Source organism: Marivirga sericea (genome assembly GCF_900177665.1).
GTDB lineage: Bacteria > Bacteroidota > Bacteroidia > Cytophagales > Cyclobacteriaceae > Marivirga > Marivirga sericea.
The window spans coordinates 362356-384001 of the sequence record NZ_FXAW01000005.1; the positions used below are offsets into that span (position 1 = coordinate 362356).

Annotated in this window: 16 protein-coding genes and 1 riboswitch; of the genes, 11 read left to right on the top strand and 5 right to left on the bottom strand. The window is 36.4% G+C overall.

The window, feature by feature from the left end; genetic code table 11:
• Window positions 1–124: 124 nt before the first annotated feature.
• Window positions 125–3376: a S41 family peptidase gene (locus tag B9Y84_RS13390; protein WP_085517888.1), complete on the bottom strand. Its 3252-nt coding sequence runs from the start codon at window positions 3374–3376 to the stop codon at window positions 125–127.
• A gap of 236 nt (window positions 3377–3612) precedes the next feature.
• Between B9Y84_RS13390 and B9Y84_RS13395 the strand changes: the two genes are divergently transcribed.
• From B9Y84_RS13395 to B9Y84_RS13405, 3 genes are read left to right on the top strand one after another with little or no spacing between them, the layout of a single operon-like run.
• A complete protein-coding gene (locus B9Y84_RS13395) occupies window positions 3613–4191 on the top strand; it encodes an RNA polymerase sigma factor (protein WP_085517889.1) in 579 nt (192 codons plus the stop codon).
• Window positions 4178–4837 (top strand): hypothetical protein, encoded by a 660-nt coding sequence (locus B9Y84_RS13400; protein ID WP_085517890.1) that lies wholly within the window; start codon window positions 4178–4180, stop codon window positions 4835–4837. The genes B9Y84_RS13395 and B9Y84_RS13400 overlap by 14 nt, the downstream gene beginning before the upstream one ends.
• A gap of 20 nt (window positions 4838–4857) precedes the next feature.
• Window positions 4858–6174 (top strand): outer membrane beta-barrel protein, encoded by a 1317-nt coding sequence (locus tag B9Y84_RS13405; protein ID WP_085517891.1) that lies wholly within the window; start codon window positions 4858–4860, stop codon window positions 6172–6174.
• 796 nt (window positions 6175–6970) lie between these two features.
• Here the strand turns inward: B9Y84_RS13405 and B9Y84_RS13410 are convergent.
• Window positions 6971–8527, bottom strand: a complete 1557-nt coding sequence (locus B9Y84_RS13410) for a M20/M25/M40 family metallo-hydrolase (RefSeq protein ID WP_085517892.1) — start codon at window positions 8525–8527, stop codon at window positions 6971–6973.
• A gap of 223 nt (window positions 8528–8750) precedes the next feature.
• On the opposite strand from B9Y84_RS13410, the gene B9Y84_RS13415 reads away from it, so the two are divergent.
• Window positions 8751–9953, top strand: coding sequence for an MFS transporter (locus tag B9Y84_RS13415; protein ID WP_085517893.1), 1203 nt, complete (start codon window positions 8751–8753; stop codon window positions 9951–9953).
• A 70-nt stretch (window positions 9954–10023) separates the two neighbouring features.
• Here the strand turns inward: B9Y84_RS13415 and B9Y84_RS13420 are convergent, their stop codons facing one another.
• Genes B9Y84_RS13420 through B9Y84_RS13430 form a run of 3 tightly spaced genes read right to left on the bottom strand, consistent with a single transcriptional unit; the run spans window position 10024 to window position 14526 of the window.
• A complete protein-coding gene (locus tag B9Y84_RS13420; protein WP_085517894.1) occupies window positions 10024–12561 on the bottom strand; it encodes a YbcC family protein in 2538 nt (845 codons plus the stop codon).
• A 59-nt stretch (window positions 12562–12620) separates the two neighbouring features.
• Window positions 12621–14228 (bottom strand): proton-conducting transporter transmembrane domain-containing protein, encoded by a 1608-nt coding sequence (locus B9Y84_RS13425; RefSeq protein ID WP_085517895.1) that lies wholly within the window; start codon window positions 14226–14228, stop codon window positions 12621–12623.
• A gap of 10 nt (window positions 14229–14238) precedes the next feature.
• Complete coding sequence (locus B9Y84_RS13430; RefSeq protein WP_085517896.1) at window positions 14239–14526, bottom strand: hypothetical protein; 288 nt, start codon at window positions 14524–14526, stop codon at window positions 14239–14241.
• 106 nt (window positions 14527–14632) lie between these two features.
• Here B9Y84_RS13430 and B9Y84_RS13435 point away from each other — a divergent pair, with 106 nt between their 5' ends.
• The 7 genes from B9Y84_RS13435 (at window position 14633) to B9Y84_RS13460 (ending at window position 21612) form a co-directional block, all read left to right on the top strand.
• On the top strand, window positions 14633–15529 hold the full coding sequence (locus tag B9Y84_RS13435) for a LysR family transcriptional regulator (protein ID WP_085517897.1): 897 nt from the start codon (window positions 14633–14635) through the stop codon (window positions 15527–15529).
• A gap of 410 nt (window positions 15530–15939) precedes the next feature.
• Window positions 15940–16169, top strand: a riboswitch (cobalamin riboswitch).
• A 93-nt stretch (window positions 16170–16262) separates the two neighbouring features.
• Window positions 16263–18152, top strand: coding sequence for a TonB-dependent receptor (locus B9Y84_RS13440; protein ID WP_085517898.1), 1890 nt, complete (start codon window positions 16263–16265; stop codon window positions 18150–18152).
• Complete coding sequence (locus tag B9Y84_RS13445) at window positions 18149–19261, top strand: DUF5074 domain-containing protein (RefSeq protein WP_085517899.1); 1113 nt, start codon at window positions 18149–18151, stop codon at window positions 19259–19261. Before B9Y84_RS13440 ends, B9Y84_RS13445 begins: the two co-directional genes overlap by 4 nt.
• 63 nt (window positions 19262–19324) lie before the next feature.
• Window positions 19325–19705, top strand: coding sequence for an acyl-CoA thioesterase (locus tag B9Y84_RS13450; protein ID WP_085517900.1), 381 nt, complete (start codon window positions 19325–19327; stop codon window positions 19703–19705).
• On the top strand, window positions 19702–19860 hold the full coding sequence (locus B9Y84_RS20655; protein WP_176223799.1) for a C1orf53 family protein: 159 nt from the start codon (window positions 19702–19704) through the stop codon (window positions 19858–19860). The genes B9Y84_RS13450 and B9Y84_RS20655 overlap by 4 nt, the downstream gene beginning before the upstream one ends.
• Window positions 19861–19955: 95 nt before the next feature.
• On the top strand, window positions 19956–20903 hold the full coding sequence (locus tag B9Y84_RS13455) for a DUF3667 domain-containing protein (protein ID WP_176223800.1): 948 nt from the start codon (window positions 19956–19958) through the stop codon (window positions 20901–20903).
• A gap of 1 nt (window position 20904) precedes the next feature.
• Entirely contained in the window at window positions 20905–21612 is a 708-nt protein-coding gene (locus tag B9Y84_RS13460; protein ID WP_085517902.1) for a Dph6-related ATP pyrophosphatase, read from the top strand.
• Window positions 21613–21646: the final 34 nt, after the last annotated feature.

Below are 21646 nucleotides of genomic sequence, written 5' to 3' on the forward strand. Positions count from 1 at the left end.
GTGTTAATAGGCAAGAAAAAGCAAAATCTAGGTGAGTGGCGGAATTGAGTCGGTGAAAATAGCCCAAAAAATATACGAATTGCGATAGCCTTTTATAGCTACCGCAATTCGTAATTATAAATTACTAATTATCATTATCATAACCTTCCGGTCTTTTCCATCTTATAGGAGCTTCCGGTTCAGGCTGCATTTCAAATTCTTCCGTTTCTAATAATCTTAGGGCCTCTTCAACTGCTCTTTGCAATTGCGCATCTTTCCCTTGCAACGCCATTTTTGGATCATCAATTACTTCCACATCAGGCGCTACTCCCTCTCCTTCTACTGCCCATTCTCCGTCCGTATCATAAAAACCACCTCTTGGGGCTACCATTCGTCCGCCATCTATGAACTGAGGCGTATCCCAAGTTCCTACCAATCCACCCCAAGTGCGAGTTCCAACTAATGTACCGATCTCTTTTTCTTTGAACATGTAGGGTAACAAATCGCCACCAGAACCTGCTCTTTCATTTATGATCATCACTTTTGGTCCCCAAATACCAGCAATTGGCGAGGTCCAAGGTCTATTATCCCCCGCTTTACTATTGAAATATCCGATTGGCTCACGCGTCATAATGTCAATCATATAATCTGCAGCAGAGCCTCCTCCATTATTTCTTTCATCTAAGATCACTCCTTTTTTATCTTGCTGTGCAAAATAGTACCGATTGAAACTGGTAAAACCAGGTCCGCTGGTGTTGGGAATGTACACATAAGCCAGTTTCCCATTGGACATTTCATCAACTTTCCTTCTGTTTCCTTCAACCCAGTCAATATACCTCAGTCGATATTCATTGCTCACTGGTTTAACGTAAACTCTTTGCGCACCTGATTTTGAAGCAGTATTATTCACCATCAGAGATACAGTTCTACCAGCAGTTTGTGCAAAATGCTCATAAATATTATCATTAGCTGTTATCTCACTACCATTGACTTCCAGTACAAAATCTCCTTCTTTTATTTTCTGTCCCGTTAATCCAAGAGGAGCATCAATATCTGGATTCCAGTGCTCACCATCATAAATCTTAGTGATTTTATAATACCCATTTTCGATTTCGAAATCAGCCCCTAAAAGCCCAACAGGTACTCTTTCCACATCCGGCATATCTCCACCAGACACATAAGAATGGCCAATAGCCACTTCCCCACTTAAAATATCTACCAAATAATTTAAATCTGTTCTATGGTGCACATGCTTCACCCAAGGCTGATACCAGCTGTAGACTTTATCCCACGGAGCTCCATGCACATTATCGACATACAAGAAATCACGCATAAAACGCCATCCTTCTTTGAAGATTTGAGCATATTCCGCTTTTGGATTCACTTTCATTTGAGCAGAAACTGATAGTTTATCTTCCGGCTTAGGTTTGCCTTTTGTATCGGTAATACTCCAGCTACCGCCTTTTTGAAAAAGTGTAAAATTCCCATTTTTGGATAAAATCATCTGACTTACCCCCTCTTCAAAATCTTCTGCCTTTTCCTTTTTCACATCATAGCTATGTACTTTCAGTCCTTGCTGATTTGGGATAGATTCCGCTATGTACAATTGATGTTCCTGCGAAGACTTAATAAACTGGTAATTCCGCTCAGGTAATTCTAAGGAAACCACTCTGTTTTGAATGTTAGTAAAATCAATCTTTACAGCCTTAGCTTCTTCTTTTTTATCCTTGCTATCTTTCTTTTCCTTAGACTTATCGTCTTCCTTCTTCAGCTCCTCTTCATCACTCTTCGGCAAATTTGGAGCCTGCCCATCTGCACTTAGCACAATTGCATAAAGACTTCTGGTGACGGAAGGATCATAGGAGCTCATATCTAGCCATCCTGAATTCAAGCCGTAATCAGTGCTTGCCAAGAAATATAGATATTCACCTGACTGATCCCATTGTGGAGAAGTTGCGTCTGCCAAAGGATCAGAAACCTGATGACTTCGACCGGATTGGGTGTCATAAATAAAAATAGCTTTAAAATGACTATTCTGCTGTTTTTCATAGGTAATATATCGACTATCTGGTGACCAATGAGGATTCAAAGTTCTATTGGGATGAGCATAGCCATCAGTGTCTACCTTTTTAATTTGACCATTTTCCAAATTGATATACCAAATGTTATAGTCTGTGTCAGTATAGGTTATCATTTTTCCATCTGGAGACCAATCTGGAGTGAAATAGAAAGTCGGATTTTCTAATGGATAAGATTTTTGCTCTTCGCCAAATTGATTGGCTACTACCAGTTTATATTCACCGCTTGTATCGGAAAACCAAGCAATTTTCTCACCCCTAGGCGACCAAATAGGAGATCGGTCAGCCACTCCACTACTTTGCGAAATATTACGCCAGCTTCCCTCCTCCTTCGGGAACGTGAAAATATCTCCTCTATATTCAAAAATAGCTCTTTTACCATTCGGAGACAGGTTAGGATTGCGCACGTTTCCAGCGCTAACATCTTCCCATCTTTCTCTACTGAAGTTCAAATCCCCCTTTACACTGATATCTAATTGTTCTGCAGACTTGTCGTTGGTATTTAATAAATGCAGATAACCGCCCTGTTCAAATGCAATTTGATCTCCAAAAGCATCTAAACTTTTAACATCAAATTTTTTATGAAAGGTAAGTTGTTCTTCCTTTTGAGTAGCTATGTCATAACTCCATATATTGCTCACATAATCCCTTTCTGATAAGTAATAAACCTTTTGCCCCACCCACACCGGATCTAAATGTCGCTCTTGATCCAGTTGTGGTGTTCTGATTAACTCCTGGTTTTCTAAATTCAGGATCCAAATTGGCATGGCTTGACCTCCTCTATAATTTCTCCATTCAGGATCCCATGAAGTGATAGGTGTATAGGCTAGATACTTTCCATCGGGAGAAACTTCTCCATAAGCTGCTCTGATATCAATTAGTGGCTTGGGGAAACTACCGTTTCTGGAAACAGTGTATAACTGAGAAGATTTAGTAGGATGTGCCTTCCTGCCGCTTCGGAATAGAATATCACCTTCCGGAGTCCAGCCTTGAACAAAATCTCCACCAGGGTGATAGGTTAGTCGCTTAGGGGTACCTCCGTCAACAGGAATTACATAAACATCAATATTACCATCATACTGAGCCGTAAAGGCGATCCATTTTCCATCGTCAGAAAAATGAGGTGCTGATTCATAGCCTTCATAAGTAGTTAAACGTACAGCATCACCTCCTTTAAGCGGAGCTTTCCATAAATCATTAGCATAAACAAATACGACATGCTCAGTCGATAAGGTAGGTTGTCGCAAAAGCATAGTACCTTGAGCAAATGTTTCAGCAGAAACAAAGGCCATCAACATCAATAGAAATATTTTCTTCATAGGAACAGAATTTTTGTTTTGAAAAGTAAGCTAAGGAATTCATTCGAAATTTAATAGAGTATTTACATGAGCGCACCTTAAAATGAACACTTTTCCAAATTAGCTTAAAATAAAAATCTGTTAAAAAAGGACTTAAATGAATAGCAAAGCGATAATTTCAATAATTTTCAAAAAACTTTATCAACCCACGCAACCGATTTGAAACTTACTGCATCTTCTTGATGTAACCAGCAAAAATGAAAGTGTTTATCAACAAATCTAAAACGGAAGAAGACTTAATAGCAGGATGCATTAAGCAGAAAGCAAGCGCACAGCGCGCCTTGTTTGATAAATACTCCGGAAGGATGTTAGGCATTTGCAGAAGATATGTAAAAGACGTATTAGAAGCAGAAGGTGTGATGATCACAGCTTTCACTAAAATATTCGAGCGCATTGAGCAATATACAGGTGAAGGCAATTTTGAAGGTTGGATGAAGCGCATCATGGTAAATGAATCGCTTCAATATCTACGGAAGCATAAAAACATGCAACTCAATATGGATATAGAAGAAGCACATCATTTACCAAATTACGATGCAATGGAAGATCACCTGCAGACAGAAGATTTGATGCAAATGATAGGTGAGCTACCCGTGGGATATAGAACAGTTTTTAACCTCTATGCCATTGAAGGTTATTCTCATAAGGAGATAGCCGAACAGTTAAATATTAATGAAAACACGTCCAAATCGCAACTTAGCAGAGCAAGAGTTTACTTGCAAAAGCAGTTAGCGGTTATGGAACAAGAAATAGCAATAAGTCATGGAAACTCATAAAATAGATCAATTATTCAAGCAAAAACTGGATCGCCATAGCGAACCAGTATCTGCCGATGCATTTGCCAAAGTGCAATCCCAAATGAAAGGGAAAAAGCAAAAAAAGGGCTTCCCGTGGATGATAGCTGCAAGTATTAGTATTTTATTGGCGCTATCATTCGGGCTGGTTTATAATTATAACCAGCCGGAAGAACCAGCTTTAGCCAAAATTGAATTAAACAATGCTCAGCTTAGTTTTGAAAATAGTAGAATAGGTTTACAACCTACAATTAATGAAAAGGAGCCGGTGCAAAATACGGTTTCAAAGAACAAAGCTGTAAAATCAAATGATTTACCATCCTCTTCTAAGCTAATTGTTGAAGAGACAAGCAGAATGGCTTCTATCCAAAAAGTAAGCGGCTTCAAAGCTGATTTTAATATTAACCTTGTTCCAGAATTAAAATCATCACCAAAAAAACAAGAAAATCAGGTGATTGTGGAAATTCATTATGCTTATGCTGAAACAAAAAAAGAACAAACCCTAATAACCAAGAGTAACAATAAACTTAAATCGCTGGCCAGTGAATTCAGTTTATCGGAATTGAGAAGTGCTAAAAACGAATTATTTGCTTCTGCACTTCAATTTAACCGAAAAGACAATAAATAATTAATCTAAAAAAGACAGAGATGAAAAATTTAATAAAAATATCAATGATTTTTTGCCTAGGCCTTATGAGTCATTTGGCTAGCGCAAGTGGTTGGAACTCTGACACCCTGAAGGTGATCCAAGGAAATGGTGAAATGGTGAAAATTATTTTGAATAATATTCAGAATAAACAGGAAGTGAAAGCTTTTAATTTAACAAAGATTGTAGAAAGCATTTCCGAAAATAAAGACGATTTAGAAAATGCAGAAATCCTGATTACGGGTGAGAACAAGACATACATGCTAAAACAATCAGGTGACTACTATTATTTAAGCGAATTAAGCAAGAAAAAAAATGACCGCTATGAAGTTCGCATATTTGAAACAAGCTCACGTGCAGAATTAGAGAAATTTAAAACCGAAGCAAGCAATAGAGGTATAGACGTAACATATGAAAATCTGCAAATAATCAATGGCAAAATAGATGCCATCACGCTCAAAGTAGATTGCAACGATGGGTTTTCTGGGACTGCCTCGACCACCAACATTCCAGATTCAGGAATAGGTTTCATACGAGACTACAGTGAAGGTTCTGAGGTGCCATTTGCAATCGGAAAAGTCTTTGGCAATGAAGAGCAAGAGGACGAAAAAGATTGGAAAAATGATTTCAAAAAGGAATTTAATACTGCATTTAATGAAGAAAAAGTAGTGGCAAAAGATAAAAATAAGTTTATCTCTCATGATCATGATGTTGACTTTTCTATAGGGTTAAATAATTATTTAAATTCCAACAACCAATTTCCAGATACAGACAATAAAGATTTTGCCTTAGACCCTTTAACTTCTTGGACGTATGGGATTCACTCTAACCACAAGATATCAGTTAGCCCTTACTTGAAATTTAATTTTCAATTAGGTCTATTGTGGAACAACTTTGCCTTAGCAGATAACAATTATCAATTTATAAAAGGCCCTGAGCAAGTAGAGTTACTGAATAATGATCTAGCACGACCAGATATTAATCCAAGTAGAAGTAAATTAAACATCACCTACTTGAATTTAAATGTTGTCCCTATGTTTCACTTCGGAAAAAGCAGTAATGCCTTCAGAATTGGTGCGGGTCCATTTGGGAGTTACAGAATAGCTAGTAAGTCCAAATTCAAATACGATGACAATGGCAAGGACGTGGTAAAAAATAACTTCCATATCAACAACTGGAAATACGGCTTAAAAGCGCAGGTTGGTTGGAAGGGAGTGGACCTCTTTGCTACTTACGATTTGAGTCCAGTCTTTATAGAAGATAGAGGACCAGAGGCTAACTATCCATTGAGAGCGATTTCTTTCGGAGTGATTTTTTAGAGGACTCTTAAAATTCTCCTCCAAATAGAAGAGAAGAACATTAGAAAAACCTGGCAGCTTTAATAAACCTGCCAGGTTTTTTATTTACAATTGATAAATAGAAATATAAAAATCAATACCTCATTAATACTCCTATTTTTATTCATTTCAATACGCACTCAAGCACAGGGCAAAAGTTTTGATCAAGTCAATGGAAAGCAAATAGGTAAAAAATAAAAAACTTTATTATTGTAGATTCAGAAGGAAATAGCTTCAGTTTGCAAAATGATTTAGGAGATGCTTCTGTCACTTTATTACTTTAAAGAAGTCTATGGTACCCATTTTGCAATCTTCATTTGAGTTATTTCCAAGAAGAAGCGGGAAAAATTGAAAGCATGGGATCAAAAGTGATAGCTGTCTCTTCTGAAAAGTAGGATAATCAGGAAACGACCAAATTTAAAATAGGACCTGAATTCACTTTACTATTTGACAAAGATTATAAAGTTAGTGTAGATTTTGATGTTGCTTTTGTGTCAAAAGACCCGCTAATTCAAATTTTTGATAGCCGGTTAGGAGCTGCTTTGGAAAATGCACATTCAGATGATCCTAAAAGAATAACAATGCCCTCCACATTTACCACCAACCCAAAATGAACGGTGATTTGGTGGTATTTTTAGTAGGGATTTTAAAGAAAGGGCAAGTGCAGAGGAGATTATAGGGTAATAAAGAATTTATAGGGAATTGTCCCAATGCAGGAGTGTATGTTTAAAAGAAAAATAGCACTGAGGTACCCCAGTGCTATGATATTAATTTTCAGTTAATCCTTTCCACCATCTCTTTGCGGTGACCTTGGTTCAGGCCAGGAATATTGTTCGCCTGTGCGGGAATTAACAGGTAAAACTGCTTTCTCTCGTGACGTAGTTTCCTCATCTTCACTGGCCATGTAAGTCATAATAGCAGTGAGGATCGCATTATTTCGAACATCATCAAATACTATTTTATCGTAAGTATCTAAATTAGTATGCCAAGTATAATTCCAATAACTCCAACTAAGTGAACTTAAAGAAAAAGCAGGAGCGTCAGCTGCTACAAAGGAAGCATAATCTGAACCTCCTCTAGAAGGTGTACCTGGAAAGGTAGTTTCAATTTCATCTTTATAAGTATCAGGAACTGCTTCTAGCCATCTTCCTATGTAATCATATGCATGCAAAAAGCCTTGCCCTGAAATTCTTACTACTCTTCCTGTTCCATTATCTTGATTAAAAACTGCTTGAACATTTTCTACTATTTCAGGGTGATCCTCTACAAAAGCACGAGATCCATTTAGGCCTTGTTCTTCACTAGCCCAATGACCTATCAAAATTGTTCTTTTAGGATTAGGATATACTTTCTTCAAGATACGAGCTGCTTCCATCATGGTGATAGTCCCTGTTCCATTATCCGTTGCACCGGTAGCTCCATCCCAGGAATCCAAATGTGCAGATAAAATCACATATTCCTCTGGCTTTTGAGTTCCTTTTATTTCAGCGATAGTGTTGAAAGTTGGAACAGTACCTAAATCTTTGGATTCGGATACAATTTTCAATTTTGGAGTATTACTACTTTTCGCTAATCGATAAATCATCCCATAATCTTCCAAAGACATGTCCACCACAGGTATTTTTTTAGTATTGGCACTGAATATTTTATTTGCTCCAAAACCATTTGACCATCTGGATTGGATTAACCCAACTGCTCCGGCATTTTCTAAAGCCTCATTGAAGTTTCTATAATTATATCCGGTAGCATTAATTTTCTCTCTCCAAGCTTCAGTCTGGGCATCACGCTCTTCCTTCATCTTTTCGAAAGATTCTTCTTTTGCAAATTCTTCCCAATTATAATCTGGTCTCCCTGTAGGCTGTGGCATAGAAATTAACACAATTTTCCCTTTCACATTTGACAACCATTTTTGAAAAGAAATCGAATCTTCTACTTCTTCGGGAAACGTAATCACATTAGCAATAATCCCTTTTTTTGAAGTACTCGGGCTCCAAGCCAATTGCATGGCACTTAAGCTCACCACTCTAGGTTCCAACATGTCTACATGGGTAATACCACGTTCCCAGCCGCGCCATTTTCCGTACTCTTGATTTTCAGCTTCAATGCCCCAATCTTCATATTTGCTAATAACCCAATCATTTGAGTTTTTCATTTGAGGGGTACCTACTAATCTAGGCCCAACTAAATCCATTAACTCATGCGCCAAAGATTCTAATTGTGAATTCCCTTCGCCTTCTTCTACAATAGAATTAATAATCTCTTCCTTTGATTGTGAAAAAACTATCGTGCTTGAGAAAACACAACAAATCATAAATAGTAATATCAATTTCTTCATAGGTTTTTATATTTTAATGTTTGAGAAACAAGTTATCTAAAGAAAATTAATTTTATACTTCATTTTACACGTATGGACAAAGTGTGATCTTGTATGGATCATTATTTACTCATCACTATAGTAATGGCTTTGAATTAGAGGTTTCAAATTCAATATTCTACTTTTGTTACATAATATCATTTTCATTCTGATCAGCTTTGAAAGCTAAAAAAACACTCTTTAGATGAATCAAATACAATTGGGGCTAAAAGAAAACTGGAAACAGTTTACATTACTGGTTATAGTCAATGCTTTTGTTGGTGGTATGGTGGGAATGGAGCGAAGTATATTTCCCCAATTTGCGGAAGTTGAATTTGGCGTAGCTTCTAAAACTGCCATTTTGGCTTTTATTACTGCCTTCGGGATAAGCAAAGCCATCGCCAACTACTATACAGGCAAACTGGCCAATAAAGTCGGGAGGAAAAACCTACTGCTCCTTGGTTGGATATTGGCTATCCCAGTTCCTTTCATGCTGATTTATGCGCCAAGTTGGACATTCGTCATAATCGCCAATATTTTATTAGGATTAAGTCAGGGATTAACCTGGAGCAGTACTGTAGTGATGAAAATTGATCTTGTAGGCGAAAAGGACCGTGGTTTTGCCATGGGATTAAATGAATTTGCAGGGTATTTTGCTGTGGGTATAGTAGCTTTCATAACTGGCTATGTAGCCAATAGTTATGGCATTACACCCTATCCTTTTTACATCGGAATTTTCCTTTCGATCGGTGGTTTTATTTTGACTTTACTCTGGGTGAAAGATACAAGAGGTCATGTAAATAAAGAAAGCGGGACTGACAAAACCACGCAGTTGAAAAATATCTTTTTGGAAACCACTTTCAAAAACAAAACACTGAGCTCTGTTACCCAAGCAGGTCTAATTAATAACCTGAATGACGGGATGATTTGGGGACTTTTACCGATGGTACTTTTTTCATTGAATTATAACAATGAAAATATTGGGATCATCACTGCTATCTATCCTACCGTATGGGGAATTGGTCAATTATTTACAGGTAAAATGTCCGATCATTACTCTAAAAAAGGGATGTTGTTTTGGGGCATGTTATTACAAGGAATTGCCATACTGTTTATTCCTTACAGCAGCAGTTTTGCAGTTTTAGCGGGACTATCAGCTATTTTAGGATTGGGGACTGCCTTGGTTTACCCTACTTTTTTATCGACTATTGCACAGGCCACCAGTCCGCAGCAAAGAGCTGAAAGTATAGGGACATTCAGGCTTTGGAGAGATTTAGGCTATGCTTTTGGCGCTGTAATTTCTGGAATTACTGCTGATTTATTTGGGGTAGATTATGCTATTTTATTGATTGCAGGTTTGACTATTATATCTTCCCTTATTATCAAATTTAGAATGCCTGCAAAATAAGTGATGGCCTTAAATATAAAATAGCATCTTGACCGAATCAAGATGCCATTTCCCCTTCAGGCAATTTGAATTAAACTAACTCTTCAATCAATTTTTCATTTCGCTCAAAAATCCCTTCCTCCACATTCAACTTTTTCCACTTTAATTCTCCATCATATATATCAGTGACCTCTCCTTCATCATTCATAGCCATTAAAAAAATCCAGCGATTATCGCAAAGTTCTCGCACTGAATCATGCTTTTCCAACATCTGTATCATGGCTTCTTTTGGTGCATTAATTACTACACTTAATCTTAATGGTTCGTGTTGATAGTTTACCCCGTCATATATGGATTGCATCGGTAATCCTGATCTTAAATCTCCTGCAAACCCTTCCAATACTCCCACTCCTGAGGTCACATTATGCAATGTCTTATTACCTGACCCAAAATGTTTGTTATCTACTGTTGAAGCATAATATTGTAGGTTTATCCAACTGGTTACAATCATAGGTGCAGTCATGATTGCCTCTAAAACTGCAAATCCTTTATCATCTTTCCAATTATAAGAATGCAAGAAGGAGCGTCCCTCTAAATTCAACCCACGGGTAATGGTTCGCGGGGCCACCACAAACGAAGAACAACCTGCAAGTCCCCATTCCGGTCTAATCTGCGACCAATCATTGCTTCTTGACCGAACAAAAGAATCAATATCCCCATCACCTTCCATACTCATTCTCAAAACTCTTTCTGCCCGTGCGGATTTACCAGCCTGACGAATTCTTTGCTTGATGTTTTCTAAATCTTCTTGATGAGAATCAGGAACTAAATCTGTATTGAAGAGTGATACTTCATCCGTAGTGGTGTCATGCAAACAAGCAAGAAAATAAGTTGTATCTGGAATAAAAATGTTATCTATTGCCAACTGCCTCCTTACTTCTTTATCATTTAATATAACGGAAGCTACTTTTGCATTAGCTTCTCCTGATTGTCCTGCGCAGGCTCCACAATCCAATCCGGAAGCATGTGGATTATTTACTGAAGTGGATCCATGTCCAACAATCATGATCATGCGAGCAAAATTATTCGTTAAGGACATAGCTTGCAATGCTCCTTTAGCCATATTCACTCGATCGGCCAAGGGAATTCCCGTGATCTGTCCCCCATTCTGACGACTTTCAATGTCAACAGATAAATTTTCAATTTCCTTTTTACTTAGCCCATTGTGTTGTGGATGTGGAACGGGTCTTGTAATCCCGAATGAATCCGTAAAAAGTTTAGGAAGTAATGAGAGACCAACAGGGCTCACAAAACCAAACGAAGTTATAGCGCTAGATTTGAAAGATTTCCAAGCAAAACTGAAAGCCCTGTTAAGCTTTCTTCTTAAAATCACTTTTTCGTTTTGGTTCTGATCATCTATCTTTTCTAACACCTTATATCCTGAAGGTATTAAAGCCGGGCATTGATCGTATCCATCATCATGTCCAACTTTCACAAAATTGATTGGAAAGCCAAAGAAGCCAGCAAACCCTAAGGTTTCGAATTCTGGTGCTACCGACTCCAAATTCCTGCGGTACACTTCCGAACGAACATCAATACAGAAAACTGCTTGAACTTTACACTTTATATTTTCTTGATTAGATTGAACTTTTACTTTAAATTTTCCGGTTAATTTTCTTTGAGCAGATAAATCATAGGCTTCTTGCAAAATAAGTAAATCTGAAATTGCCGAATTGCTACCTTCAGAAAAACCCTTTTTGATCATCTCCTCTTTTGCAATCTTCCACTGACTTTCCAACACTGGATTTTTCAAAGCATTGAAAATTCCATATTCCCAACACACCAAAATAGACAAAAACTCACTTACCAATTCCTCTTCTCTTCCATATCTATTGCTATCCCAATCGAAATGAGCAATATAGGAAGACCAACCCCCGACTCTTAGAAGTAAACTATGCAGGTAAATAGGAAGTGCTTCTTCATCGAGACCCAAACTATCGATTGCGATTTTCGCGGCCTCGGTAGGATTATCAGGTAATTCAGTGATCAACTGATGAAATCCCTTAAGACCCATTAAAGAAGGTGACCTGTTCGTTTCAGCTTCTATTTTCCATGCAGAAAACAAACTTAACTGATGCTTATCTTTTTTCCATTGGCTTTGAGCCTGATCAAAATAAGATGATGCCCATGATGAGATACAATCAAGCATAAAATCCGGCCAGTTGGCCGAGCTAATTTTCCTTGCTACCTCTGCAACCGTATTAACTTTAGGAGTCTTTACTTTTTCAAAATCCTTCGATTTTAAATCCCTGATAAAAGAAGGAGCATCATCATACTCAATTGTCTTATTCTTTGCTAATACTATTTCTATGTCCTCTAGCAATAATTTGTTTTCTTGAATTGCTTTTAGATAGTAATCTCGTGGCATGGTCGTCTGAATGCCCGCCTGAAAAGACAATTGCCGGGCAATTGATTCAAAAGAATGCCCACTAAGCCCCAAGTATGGATTAACTGCTACAAAATTCTCCAATGGCCAGAGAGGAGCAATTTTCTTTGCAGCAGTATGTAAAGCCTGGGCCATTTTTTCATTAGTAAAAATTATTTCAGAAGTATTGATACTATTTGACATTATCAATTGTTTTTTTACACAAAATTTGATTGCAATAAATATTTAGTAAATAACTTACCCTAATCATATCTCTTTATTAGATCGGACTCTTCTTTAGAAGTCTTGACATATAAAGCACCCACTAGACGATCAAATAGCACATTAGCATATAACCCATTCCGAAAATGGATTGACCACCTTTGCCAGATATCTTTATTCTTAAGCATAGGAGCAAAGATTTGAATGAGGACCAATCCTCCAAAAATAATCAGCCAAAAGAAGAGCAAAATAGTAACTGCGGTAGATGGCTGGCTAATAGCAGGTATTTGAGATTTCAAAATAGTGCCCATTAGCGTTTCGAGACTAAAAAACGCTAAAGCAACGAGAGTGGCCATTGCTACCACCCTTGAAATCAACTTTCTTCCTGCGGAAGAATCAAAAGCAGTACCTATCAATAAAGATAAGCCCATTACTATTATGCAGCTAATAACCAGCAGTGACAATTCTTCAATGGGATTGACTCCCCAGAGATATGCCAAGCCACTAAAAATTGTAAAAGCCAAAATAATACTTATGATTAGAACAATCGGATTAGCCGTTCTCTTTGGTAAAGAAATTTTTGATGCTTTCTTAACATCTATAAAGCTTCCTGATGAAAGAAAAGCATGTGCTTTATAAAAAGAATGAGCAACCAAATGCAACATAGCTGCGGCGTATATTCCAAACCCACATAGCAGCAAACTAAAACCCATGTGCGAGATACTGGAATAGCCCAAGGCTGTTTTAACGGAAGACTGCGTCATGTAAGCAATCGAACCAAAAATAGCTGTGAATCCTCCGAACACGATCAACAAAATGGGTGCAGAAGTTGACTCCATCATGACAAATGACATTCTGGCTACTAAAAATGGCCCAGCATTCAATAGACCAGCATGCAACAAGGCAGAAACAGGTGTTGGAGTCTCCATTACTTCTACTAGCCATGCATGGGTGGGAAACAAGGCTGATTTCAAGATGGCCGCAAGAGCAATAAGTGCTGCAGCGATTTCGATAGAGGGATCTAAAGCATTAGGGCTACTTTTAAGCCCGGAGAATATTTCTTGCAAATTACCTGTTCCAAAGTGATTATATAATAGAACTATTGCTCCTAATAAAAATAAATCGCTCAATCGAGCAGCTATGAACTTCTTCCTAGCAGCTAATTTAGATCTTCGTCTTCCCGAATAGAATAAGAGCAGTCGATGCAAAGATATGCTTGTTAAAACCCAGGCTATCCATAGCATTCCTAAATTGCCTGCAAGCACTAATAATTGTACCGAGGCAATAGTAGCAGCAAGTCTTCCTATAAAGACTCCTTGTCTATTGTCTCCATCCATATAGTTAAAACTAAACCTCATCACTATAAAACTGATCAGATTAATCATACTGAAAATCAGCACGCTTAGTGAATCCAGTCTAATTGAAAATCCCAGATTATTAAAATCATAACTTTGGCTTTCCAACAAACCAAATTGATAAACAATCACAACACTGATTAAGGCTACTATTATGGCCAAATAACTGGAAATTCGACTCACTCGAATCAAGTTATGGGGCCTTAAACCACGGATAAACCAAGATAAGATAGCGATAACCACGAATAACAAGGGAGAAACTAAAACCGATATTGTAAATAGATCTGTGGTCATTTTAACAGTATTATTTTAATTCGAGAGTTATAGTTGAATTGATTTTTACCGTTTTACCAGCTGCTTTAGCAGCATCAATGATAGCTAACATCTTTTCTCTACTTTCTTTCAATTCTTCAATTCGCTTTATTGAGTTTTCATCGACTTTGCCAAGTCTTTCTTTAGAACTAAAATCCTTTAAATTGTGAAAATTGATTTTTTGAATTATCAGGTTTGAAACAATTTCTCGCGCATCTTCTGCAGAATATTCGCCTCTTACTAAAGCTTCAGTTTGCTTATTCACTAATACTTGTTCCATAATAAATGACAATGTTTAATGTTTTTAAAATTTATTTCTACAAATTTGCGAAACATTATTCATATATTTTTATTTATATGTTTTATACAAATCATAAACTATTATTATGAACTATACTATACATCAATTAAAGATATTTCTGAAAGTGGTACAGCACGAGAGCATTACAAAAGCATCCGTAGAACTTTTTATGTCACAACCAGCTGTTTCTATCCAACTAAAAAACTTTCAAGATCAATTCGATATATCCTTATATGAAATTGTAAACAGAAGATTGCATGTCACTGATTTCGGGAAAGAAATAGCCTTGATTGCAGAAAGAGTAATAGAAGAACTAAATAATATCAATTACAAAACAGAAGCCTACAATGGCATGCTGACAGGAAAACTTAAAATATCCTGTGCTTCTACTGGCAAATACGTTGTTCCATTTTTTCTTGAAGGATTCTTATCGAAAAATTCTGGTATAGATTTACTTCTAGATGTCACCAACAAAAGTAAAGTGATTCAAAGTTTGAAAGACAATGAAATAGATTTTGCCTTAGTCAGTGTATTACCTGATTTACTAGACGTTGAAGAAGAACTGTTAATAGATAATAAATTATACCTGATAAGCAATCAAGAGAGTCATAGTGAATTAAAGCCACTCATCTATAGAGAAGAAGGATCAGCTACAAGAAGTGCCATGGAACATTACTATGGAACTCACAATTCCAACTATCGTAAGAAACTAGAATTGACATCAAATGAAGCTGTAAAGCAAGCTGTTATCGCAGGATTAGGTAATTCTATAATGCCACTAATTGGCATAAAAAATGAATTGCTAGATAAGCAATTGTTTATTTTACCTTCAAAGGATTTACCTGTAAAAACAAAATGGAGATTAATTTGGCTTAAGGGCAAAAGAATGTCTCCAGTTTCCCAAGCGTACTTAGACTTTATCAGGTTAAATAAAAATGAAATTCTCGATCAGAACTTTAAATGGTATCAGAACTTTAAGTAAATGATTTCTACTCATTTTAAACCTTTAATCCCATTGTTTTTTAACAATTCCGAATTAAGCTGATTCGCATTTGTAATCGTAGTATTCAACCCACCTTGCTGCCAGTAAAAAAGATTAGGCTGCAGGCCAATGATGACCATGACCGATCATAGCCAGCATTCTTAATTGATGAATTTTAGTATGTTCTAAATCACTATAAAGAACCCATCTATTTAATTCATCAGAACTTCTCTTTGAATAGTAGCTGAAATAGAGGGAATCGATCAGTCCCTAACTTTTAATCCAAATGATCCGATTCTTAGAGAAACTGCGATGATAAAACTAAATGCTATCATAAGCTTAATAATTAGTATATTCTTTACAACTAAATATAACTAGTATTTCCTTGGCTTGTGAAAAGCTTTTCTCTACATTTGCATACGAATTATGGTTTCTGTTGGAAAACATTCCTTCAGGATTAAAAGGGAATTCGGTGCTTGGTTTTGATTTTTGAAACTAATATTCCGAAACTGTCCCCGCAACTGTAAGTCCAATTTTTTATTGAATTGCATTACCCTTGCCACTGACCGCTAGCTAGCGGTTGGGAAGGCCGCAACTTCAAAGGACGAGTCAGGAGACCTGCCATAACCTATAATTATTTTCGACTTTCGGGTGAAAGGTCAGGAATGTACGAAAGCTATAAGCTAACTTTTTTACATCTGATTTTGACCGTGGTCGCATTAAACTATATTTTATGCGATTAGGTATCTTATTTTTATTGTTATTTTTCGGATACGAAATAGTAGCGCAAAACTCACAAGATAGTATTCCTGTCTTGAAAGAAGTATCTGTGTCTGGTAATTTTGAAAAACAATTTCTGCCAGGAAATAATATCATATTGCCCAAAGCTAAAACCCTTGACTTTTATAGTGGCGAAAACATTAGCAGCGTTTTATCCCAAAATAGCAGTATCTATTTCAAAGAATACGGGAATGGAATGCTCACTACCATTGCATTCCGTGGTACTAGCGCAAGCCAGACTGCAGTACTTTGGAATAATTTCAATATCAACAGTTTTACCTTAGGGCAAACTGATTTTTCATTAATTCCCGTTGAAGCCATTTCAGAAATCTCAGTTATCCCTGGAAGTGGAAGTAGCATGGGTGGTAATGGCGCTTTTGGAGGGGCTGTTCTTTTAGAAAACCCATTGCAGTTTAAATCAGGTCATCAGTTGTCATTCGGTCAACAAATTGGAAGCTTTGGACAACTCAATAGTACTTTATCCGCGCATGGAAGTAATGGAGACTGGGCATACAGCAGCAAACTGTATTGGGGACGAGCAGAAAATGATTTTGAGATTCTACAAACGGGTGATAAACAGAATAATGCAAGCTTTGACAGATGGGGTATCAATCAAAACATTGGATATAAAATTAGTCCTAATAATACGTTGAAATTAGCCGTTTGGTACAACGATAATTTTAGAGAAATACAACCTCCTATTGGCTCCAACAGAGATATAAATGAACAGTCAGACTATAATTTGAGAACTCATCTAAATTATGAGAGAACTGAAGAGAAGAGTCATTTGAATATTGGAACGGGCTATTTTATTGACGAAATGGATTACAGATTAAATCAAGCTGTTTCTTACTTTATAGTAAATCGATGGGAAAGCTTTGCCGATTTTAAATATCATTTCTCAAGCAAACATCAAGTACAATTGTCTACACGCCACAATCATATAAAAGCTAAAAATCAGAGTTATGAATTTGGTAGTGCTCAAGAAGAGCGCTACAGTGTCCGTGCTTTATTCAAAGGAGAAATCTTTATGGACATTGACTATGCATTTCATTTAAGACAGCAAATTGTGCCAGGAGTAACAATTCCAATTTCTCCTTATATTGGTATATCCACTCCTTTCTTTAAGACGACAAATCACCAATTAAACCTGAAAGTAAATACCTCCTACAATTACCGTTTGCCGACTTTGAACGATAGATTTTGGAATGAAGCAGGAAGACCCAATCTTAATTCAGAGACTTCTTGGAATAAAGAAGCTTCCTTATCCTCTCAACATCGGTGGAATGATATAAAATCAATGTTCTCTATAACTGCCTATCATAATCAAGTAGATAATTGGATTCAATGGATTCCAGACAATAACAGTCAATGGAGGCCAAGAAATATTAAAAAGGTGCTGGCACGAGGAATTGAAACAAGTGCATCTGTTGAGTTTCCTGTAGCATCAGAATTGAAATTTGAAGCCAACGGACAATACAGCTACACAAAATCAACAGTGCAGGAAAGTGAGGGAAATCAAAATGAAATTGGTAAACAATTGATTTATACGCCCCTTCACAAAGCTAACGCTTCCGCTTCCATTATTTGGAAAGAATTTTCAATAGATGTTTTTCAACAGCGAACTGGAAAAGTTTTTACAACCAATAGTAATTCAGAAGTATTTGCTTTACAACCCTTTTTCCTAACTGATCTGGGATTGAATTGGAAATCCAATCTATGGCACCTATCTGCTAAAGCTCAAAATCTATTCAATCAAGAATACTCCCTCTACTCAGGCTATGCTATGCCCGGTAGAAATTATCAATTAACAATTCAATATAAAATAAATTTCAAAAAATGATCAACTTTAATTTAGCAAAAAATTCAGCTTATTTAATACTATGCTTACTTCTGATTTTTACTGCATGTAAAGAAGATGAGGTAACCCCAGACGATGAAGCTGAAATCGTAGAATCAGACAGTTTAGTATTAATAACAACTAATATATTGATTTTTCATGAAGGTGGTTTTCAGGCAAATAATGCCACAATTGGCTCTTATAATCCTATAACTCAGGAATACCAATCTACTTCATTTCGAGATGAGAATGGTAGCTTTATAGGAGACGTTCAGCAAAGTGTACTTTCAAACAATGGTATTTTCTACAGTGTTTTAAATGGTAGCAATGCAATAAAAGTGCTGGATTCAGCATCCCTCTCTCTTTCAGTCACTATAGAAGATGAAGCAATAGATAAGCCTAGAAATATTGCAGTTGCAGGAGACAAAGCATATTTAAGCAACTGGGGGCCTTACAATGATAATTTTGGTTTGTCAGATAGTCGAATCTTGACTATTGACTTAAATAACAATTCAGTCACAGGTTCGATTGATACTCAGGAAGGTTTAGAGGATGTCCAAATTATAGGCAATACATTACTTGCAACCAGATTCTTCTTTGGAAGCTACCAGCATTTGACCTTTATTAATTTAGATAATAATGAAATACTAAATGATATTGAATTACCTGCTGGCCCTGAAGAAATCTTAATGGATGCTTCAGGCAATGCATGGGTAGTGTGCAATAGCGGTGCATTACTAAAAATTGATATTGAAAACACCTCTATAGCCGAAACGGTGGAACTAGGTGGTGAAATTTATGGAGATGCAGATATTTATGAAAATGCTATCTATTTCCTTCAGAATAACGAAGTCAAAGCTTATAATTTATCATCTGGCTCAATCACTTCTATTGCTACCACGAAAGCAATACAAACTCCTTATGCATTTGCAGTAGACCCTGTAAGCGGAGCTATATACATAGGAGACGGTGTTGACTTTAGTGATGGTGGAACTGTTCTAATTTACTCTCGTGACGGGGATTTGATTAATGAATTTGTATCAGGCATTCTTCCGACTCAATTTGTTTTTGAAACTGAACTTCAGGTTTTTGAAGAAGAAGAAGAAGACTAAACCAACAAGTCAATAAAGATGGTGCTAAATCTATTCAACCATAGTTTTTGATATTCCAGAAATATGAAAACAGACAAAAAACAAAATGCAATAACCAAAGTAACTAAGGCTATTTTTCCAAATACAACGAACCATTATGATACGCTTTTTGGAGGAACGGCTTTACAATGGATGGACGAGGTGGCTTTTATTACAGCCACCCGTTACTCCAGACAGAAAATGGTGACAGTCAGTAGTGATAAAATTGACTTTAATAAAGCCATACCCGCAGGAACTATAGTTGAAATGATTGGACAAATCGAAAAAGTAGGAAATACCAGTTTGGAAGTGCGTGTGGATGTATTTACAGAAGAAATGTACTCAAACAATAGGGAAAAGTCTATTTCAGGAAATTTCACCATGGTGGCCATAGATGAGAACAAAAAACCTATCTCGATCATATGAAAAGAGGAAATATTAAGATAGAAGAGGAAGACTTTTATATGGAAAACGGATTTTTCGTTTTCACTGAAAAATATCATCTCAAAAGAGGCTACTGCTGTGGTAATAGATGCCGCCACTGCCCTTACAATTTTAAAAATGTGAAATCAAAAAAATAAGGAAAACATTAATATAATTTTTTACTTTCGTAGCAACCTAACTGAACATAAAATTGAAAAACAAGACTACGAATTGTCTTAATTGCGGTGAAAATTTGGACACTGAACAAAACTATTGCCCTAATTGCGGACAAGAGAATTCGGATAAAAAGCTACCCTTAGGTGCTTTTCTGAAGGATTTCTTTTCTAATTACCTAAGTATTGATACTGTTATTGTTAAAACCATCAACCCCTTTATATTTCGACCCGGGAAGCTGACTAAAGCTTTTAATGATGGTAAAAGGAGACGTTATATTAATCCCATAAGGCTGTACTTAGTCTTTTCTCTCTTTTATTTTTTTATGATCAGCCTTACTGTTCCGAAAGATTTTATTGATGACAGTATTCGCACCATAATAAATCAAAAAGCAGTTCTAGATTCGGTCGAAGTTGGTAAATTAGATAGCGCAGGTATAAATACTATAATAGCCTCAGCACAACTACCAAAAGACTCGGTAGAAACAAATAATAAAGAAGATCGATGGGCTACTTTAAAATATTGGGCAAATGACGACAATTTAAGTGATAATGAATTTCAAGAAAATCTAGAAAATGTAGGTGGGGATCTAGCAAGTATTATCGACATTTCCATCATAAGGGGATTCATAAAAAATTCATCCTTTTTTACCTATCAAGCAATCAAGAATCTTCCGCTAATGATGTTCTTCTTTCTGCCCATTTTTGCACTTATTCTTAAATTACTATTTTTTAAGAAGCAGTATTATGTGGAGCATCTGATACATGGTCTGCATTTACACTCATTTGCATATTTTATTTATGGATTAGTAATTTTATTAGTCAGTTTATTCACAATTAGTGAAGGATGGGTGATATTTTTAAGTTTTTTATGGGTAAGCTCTTATACGCTTTTCTCGATTAAAAGACTTTATGGAAATAGTTGGCTGAAATCAATTTTGAAATTCTTTGTTTTAGGATTTGTTTATTTCTCCCTGCTCCTTTTCGGTACTCTTTTTGAACTATATATTTCATTGCTGACATTATAATATGAAACAAAAAATAGCAATTAGCTGGAGTGGAGGAAAAGATGCTTGTCTTGCTCTCCACTACTTGTTAAAATCTCAAGAATATGTGGTTGACCACTTGCATACAGTCATTGGTGAAGAAACCAATAGAGTAGGAATGCATGGTATCAAAAAAGAACTAATAGAAGCTCAAGCTACCGCAATCAACATCCCGCTAAAAATCAATTACTTACCATCTGATAAAAGCAATATATCTTATGAAAAGGTGATGCTTGACTATGCTTTATATTGCAAATCGAAAGGTATTAACATCATTGCATTTGGAGATATCTTTCTTGAAGAATTACGAAATTACCGGGAGGAGAAAATGGCTGAAGTAGGTATGAAATGCATTTTTCCTCTATGGAAAAAGCCCACAAAGGAGGTAATTAAAGAATTTCTAAATTTAGGTTATCAAACCAAGCTTTGTGCCGCTGATGCTTCAAAAATAAGTAAGGATATTGTAGGAAAAACTATTACTCAAGATTTTCTTCAAGATTTCCCCAAAGATGTCGACCCGTGTGGTGAAAATGGTGAATTTCACACTTTTGTTTACAATGGACCACTATTCCAAAATCCAATAGATGTCCATTTAAAATCAATTCAATCTCAATTCTACGAATATCAAATTGAAAAAGAGGGTGAAACAAAAGCAATAAAAAGTGAATTTTACTTTGCTAATTTTGAATAAAAGCAATTCGGCTAATGCCTAAGCACTGCCGACT